A 5,309-nucleotide genomic window follows, 5' to 3' on the forward strand; every position below is an offset into this window, starting at 1 on the left:
CTCCAAAACCCCTCCCCCGACCGGTATCAAGGCCAAAGCGATGCGGTCTGCTTTGGCTGTTTGATGTGGGGCGGCGGGACAAAGATTGCTTATGTTGGGGATTTTGATTACTTTTGTAAAAATTTAAATTGGGTTTGTAGTGGCCGATGGTTTGCAATGGCCGGTGCAACCCCATGTTATGATTGTCAATTCTTTTCAGGAGCTGACGCACAAATCACGGCTTTCAGACGTTTACAGCGTAAAAGGCCACCGGTCTCTCCGGAGATCTTGTGTCAGCCGGATTAAAATCAAAAAAAACTCGTAAATCATGAAATCAGTTTCATTAATCACAACCGCTCTCACTGCCACTCTGCTGATGGCCGGTTGCAACACGTTCAAAAAAAGCGGCACTACCGTGACAAGCGAAAACGCAAATGTAAAGACAACTGCTGTCAGCCAGCAGCCTGAATCGGCTTATGACGAAGCCCAGATCAAACCGTTGCTCGGCAGCTGGTCTGTCACCACCATCAACGGCGAGGATGTCAAGGTCAACGGCGAAAACCACCCGGCTCTGACTTTCAAGGAAATTCCCGATGCAAAGACCGCTATTCTCGTGATCGGTTTCAACGGCTGCAACTATCTCAACGGCTCGTGGATCGTCAAGGACAAGAAGCTGAATCCCAACGGGGAATTCATATCTTCGCTCCGCGCATGCCCCGATGCTCCCTATGAATATACTTTCAACCAGGCTCTCGGCGATGTTGCCTCTTACAGCGTCATCGACAACAATTCCATTGCCCTCAACTCTGAGTCGGGCCGCACGCTGATGACTCTGCGCAAGCGCAACCTCTCGTTCCTCAACGGCGCATGGCAGGTGACCACCATCAAGGGTACTCCTGTCCCCGCATCGACAGCGATCAAGGTTATCATCGACGTAGATGAATGCAAGATCCACGGCAATGCCGGCTGCAACATACTCAACGGCACCGTGGTTGTCAATCTCGACAAGGGCGACGGCATCGAGTTCAAGGATCTGGCCACAACCCGCATGACCTGCCCCGACATCGCTACCGAGCAGTCGTTCCTCCTTGCCCTCGAAGAAGTGGCTACCTGTGTGGAAGGTGCTTCGGCTGATCAGGCGATAATGAAGAACGCCGCCGGAATGCAGATGCTGACCCTCATCAGAATCTCTCCCGACCAGCTTAACGAAGAATGATGAATCCGATAGATCTCACCCGTCTGCGGCTCCTCAGCCATGAGGAATCGCAGACGCGCCTTGATAAAATCAGGGCCATGATGGCCGCCGACAATCTCCGGGCCATACTCATTTCCGACAATGCCAACAAATATTATGTGACAGGCCGCGTCTTTGCAGGCTATGTCTATATTCCCCTGGAAGGTCCGGTGATGTACTTCGTGCGCCGCCCTGTGGAACTTGAAGGTGACGGCGTTGTCTACATCCGCAAGCCGGAAGAGATCGCCGCCTCCGTCGGGCTGAACGTTCCGGAGTCGATAGGGCTTGAGCTTGATGTGACCCCTTACTCCACCGCCATGCGTCTGAAGAGCATTTTCCCGCAGAGCGAGCTGAAAAACGCGTCGGCTGTCATGCGCCGGGCACGTGCGGTGAAAACCTCTGCTGAGATAGAGATGATACGCCGCTCAGGCGTCAAACATGTCCATGTCTACGGCCGCATCCCCCATCTCTATCAGCCGGGGATGAACGATCTCGAACTTCAGGTTGAGATCGAGAAACTGAGCCGTCTGGAGGGCTGTCTGGGCCAGTTCCGCATCAGCGGCGACTCGATGGAACTCTACATGGGCAACGTCCTTGTAGGCGACAATGCCGACTTCCCTTCGCCCTATGACTTCGCTATGGGTGGCCAGGGCCTGGATCCGTCGCTGCCGGTGGGCGCCAACGGCAACTCGATAAAGCCGGGCGACACGGTGATGGTAGACATGAACGGCAATTTCGACGGTTATATGACCGACATGACCCGCGTGTTCGCGCTTGGCGAGATCTCCGAACTGGCTGTCAAGGCCCATCAGTGCTCGATCGACATCCACCGCGAGCTGTGCCGGATGATGCGTCCGGGCGCGGAGGCGAAAGCTCTCTATGCCAAGGCTGAAGAGATGGTCAGGGAGCGCGGTCTGCACCCCTACTTCATGGGCCACCGCCAACACGCCGGCTTCATCGGCCACGGTATCGGCATCGAGATCAACGAACTGCCGGTCATAGCCCCCCGCACCCGCGACATCATAGCCGCCGGCAACGTGATCGCTCTCGAACCGAAATTCGTGATCCCCGGCTGCGGTGCCGTGGGCATCGAGAACACCTATGCCGTCTATGACGACCATGTCGAATGCCTGACCCCTGCGCCTGAGGAGATTTCCTACTTTGATGTCTGAGGCCTTCCGCATGTCTCGCGTCTCAGAGCCTCAGAACTGAGACCGGTCTGGCGCAAGGCTCCCCATCACCCCAACTCTACCGTTAACCCCTGAAAATGCAATCTTTAGAAGATATAGTAAGCAAAATCGACACCCCTCTGTTCCACTCCATTGGCGAGGCCGCCGACTCGATCGACCGTCCCTGCTATGCGGTGGGAGGCTGTGTGCGCGATCTTTTTCTCCAGCGGCCGTCAAAGGACTTTGACTTCGTGACTGTCGGCAGCGGCATCGAACTTGCCGAGATCGTGGCCTCGCGGCTCGGTCGCGGCGCCCATCTCAACGTGTTCCGCAATTTCGGCACTGCCCAGGTCAAGCGCCACGACATCGAGCTTGAATTCGTCGGCGCCCGGCGGGAGAGCTACGACCGCAATTCGCGCAAACCGGTTGTCGAGGACGGCACTCTCGAAGAGGACCTCTCGCGGCGCGATTTCACCGTCAATGCCCTCGCCCTGAGCGTCAACCGCAACAGTTTCGGCCAGTTGGTCGATCTGTTTGACGGACTCGGCGACATGGAGCGCCGCATACTGCGCACTCCGCTCGATCCGGATGTCACCTTCAGCGACGACCCCCTGCGCATGATGCGCGCGATCCGTTTCGCAACGCAGCTTGACTTCACCATCCTGCCCGAAACCTTCGAGGCTATCCGCCGCAACGCCGAGCGCATCCGCATCATATCGAAAGAGCGCATTGTCGACGAGCTGATGAAGATCATGCAGGCACCCAGACCGTCGGTCGGCTGGGATCTGCTGCTCAAATCCGGCCTGCTTGCAATCATTTTCCCCGAACTGGCGGCAATGAAAGGGGTCGACGTGGTCAACGGACGCGGCCACAAGGACAATTTCTACCACACGATGGCCGTTCTCGACAACGTGGCCGAGAAGAGCGATGATGTATGGCTACGCTGGGGCGCGCTGATGCACGACATCGCCAAACCCGTCACCAAACGCTGGGACGAGAAGATCGGCTGGACTTTCCACAACCACAACTTCATCGGCGCCAAGATGGTCCCCAGGATTTTCCGCAGGATGAGACTGCCTCAGGACGCAAAGATGAAATATGTGGCCAAGATGGTAGAACTCCACATGCGCCCCATTGCGCTTGTCGAGGACGAGGTGACAGATTCGGCTGTGCGCCGTCTGATCCATGATGCCGGTGATGACATCGAGGACCTGATGGCTCTCTGCGAGGCTGACATCACGTCGAAAAATCAGGAAAAAGTGCGCCGGATTCTCGACAACTTCGCACTGGTGCGCCAGAAGATGGTCGACCTTAACGAGCGCGACCACATCCGCAATTTCAAGCCGCCGGTTGACGGCACCGAGATCATGGAGACTTTCGGAATTTCCGGAGGCCCGGTTGTCGGTCAGATCAAAAGCGCGATCAAAAACGCGGTGCTTGACGGAGTGATCCACAACGACCATGAAGAGGCCCGTCAGCTGATGCTGCGCCTCGCCGCCGAACAGGGACTGTTTCCCGTGAACGGCAGCAGCGACTGAACGGGAAAAATCATACAGACCGGATAAAAAACAGCATACCTAAAGCATATATCTAAAGCATAAATATATGTACTACATAACCAAGCGGTTCGAACTGGCGGGCTGTCACCGCCTCGAACTTTCATATGAAAGCAAATGCAGCCGTCTCCACGGCCACAACTGGATTGTAACCGTCCACTGCCGTGCGCGCCAACTCAACGCCGACGGGATGGTGGCCGATTTCAGCCACATCAAGGAGCGCATCACGGCCTATCTCGACCACGGCAATTTCAACGAGCTTCTCCCCTTCAACCCGACCGCCGAGAACATCGCCCGCTGGATCTGCGAACAGATCCCCCACTGCTACCGCGTCGACGTGCAGGAGAGCGAGGGCAACGTGGCAAGCTATGAGACCGACGGACCGGAAGAGGCCTGAGCAACTGTCTGACACCACACAAAATAACCCATACCGATGAGCTACCGCATCAACGAGATCTTCTATTCGCTTCAGGGCGAGGGCTACTTCACAGGCACCCCTGCGGTGTTTCTGCGCATGAGCGGCTGCAATCTGAAATGCCCTTTCTGCGACACTGCCCATGAGGACTACACCGAAATGACACCCTTGCAGATCGCCGAGGCCCTCCGCACCTATCCGACACGCCACATAGTCATCACCGGAGGCGAACCGTCGCTCCAGCTGGACCAGATGCTGGTTGATCTGCTCCACGACGATGGGTGGTTCATACAGATCGAGACCAACGGCACCAACCGTCTCCCCGAAGGGATCGACTGGGTGACCTGTTCGCCCAAACCGGGTCCGACTGGAGAAATTTCGGTCAGCCTGCGCCACATCGACGAGCTTAAAGTTGTCTACGAAGGTCAGGATGTCGAAGCCATAGCCAACTCGCTCCCGGCCATGCACTACTTCCTCCAGCCGTGCAGTTCACCGCGCTACGCCGGAGGCTCCAACACCGCCGAAACCGTCAGCTACATCCTCGCCAACCCACACTGGCGCCTCTCCCTTCAGACCCACAAACTGATCGACATACAGTAATCCATTGTAAGGAAGCCGATAGGGCCGCCAGTACAAGGATGTAATATAACCGATTACAATCAACCTTGGTAGGGACGCTTTTCAAAGCGTCTTCCGTCAGGCTGGCCATCCCTCAAGCATCAGGCAGGCCGCGTCAGCGCCTGATTTCAAACAGCATCAGGCAGGCCGCGTCAGCGGTCGGGAGAATTCAGGCCACTGCAAGGGCGCCGTAGGTGTCCGCAGCTGTGGTAAAAAATCACCCACCCGAAACAGAGCGCCGTAGGTGCGAAACCGGGGAAATTTTTCACCCGCTCCGCATTATCGCACTTATCCGGGCTTTTGAGCTTGTATCTTTGCAGTAAATAATCACTACCTCT

At 56.4% G+C, this 5,309-nt stretch carries 6 protein-coding genes; all 6 read left to right on the forward strand.

The features are described 5' to 3' along the window. On the forward strand, nucleotides 1–285 hold a 285-nt coding region (locus K2H17_RS03455; RefSeq protein ID WP_300131457.1), incomplete at its 5' end, for a hypothetical protein. A 22-nt stretch (nucleotides 286–307) separates the two neighbouring features. Then, nucleotides 308–1,195: an META domain-containing protein gene (locus K2H17_RS03460; protein WP_300131459.1), complete on the forward strand. Its 888-nt coding sequence runs from the start codon at nucleotides 308–310 to the stop codon at nucleotides 1,193–1,195. Beyond that, entirely contained in the window at nucleotides 1,192–2,385 is a 1,194-nt protein-coding gene (locus K2H17_RS03465; RefSeq protein ID WP_300131461.1) for a Xaa-Pro peptidase family protein, read from the forward strand. Before K2H17_RS03460 ends, K2H17_RS03465 begins: the two co-directional genes overlap by 4 nt. A gap of 95 nt (nucleotides 2,386–2,480) precedes the next feature. Then, a complete protein-coding gene (locus tag K2H17_RS03470; protein WP_300131464.1) occupies nucleotides 2,481–3,920 on the forward strand; it encodes an HD domain-containing protein in 1,440 nt (479 codons plus the stop codon). A gap of 67 nt (nucleotides 3,921–3,987) precedes the next feature. Next, the gene (locus K2H17_RS03475; RefSeq protein WP_300131467.1) at nucleotides 3,988–4,335 is read left to right on the forward strand and encodes a 6-carboxytetrahydropterin synthase; all 348 of its coding nucleotides are present in this window, start codon (nucleotides 3,988–3,990) and stop codon (nucleotides 4,333–4,335) included. A gap of 36 nt (nucleotides 4,336–4,371) precedes the next feature. Beyond that, nucleotides 4,372–4,953 (forward strand): radical SAM protein, encoded by a 582-nt coding sequence (locus K2H17_RS03480; protein ID WP_300131469.1) that lies wholly within the window; start codon nucleotides 4,372–4,374, stop codon nucleotides 4,951–4,953. The last annotated feature ends 356 nt before the right edge of the window (nucleotides 4,954–5,309 follow it).

The organism is Duncaniella sp., from assembly GCF_029054785.1.
Taxonomy (GTDB): Bacteria; Bacteroidota; Bacteroidia; order Bacteroidales; family Muribaculaceae; genus Duncaniella.

Coding starts and splice junctions, on each gene's coding strand:
- K2H17_RS03460 (WP_300131459.1), top strand. CDS start 308: ATGAAATCAGTTTCATTAATCACAACCGCTCTCACTGCCACTCTGCTG.
- K2H17_RS03465 (WP_300131461.1), top strand. CDS start 1,192: ATGATGAATCCGATAGATCTCACCCGTCTGCGGCTCCTCAGCCATGAG.
- K2H17_RS03470 (WP_300131464.1), top strand. CDS start 2,481: ATGCAATCTTTAGAAGATATAGTAAGCAAAATCGACACCCCTCTGTTC.
- K2H17_RS03475 (WP_300131467.1), top strand. CDS start 3,988: ATGTACTACATAACCAAGCGGTTCGAACTGGCGGGCTGTCACCGCCTC.
- K2H17_RS03480 (WP_300131469.1), top strand. CDS start 4,372: ATGAGCTACCGCATCAACGAGATCTTCTATTCGCTTCAGGGCGAGGGC.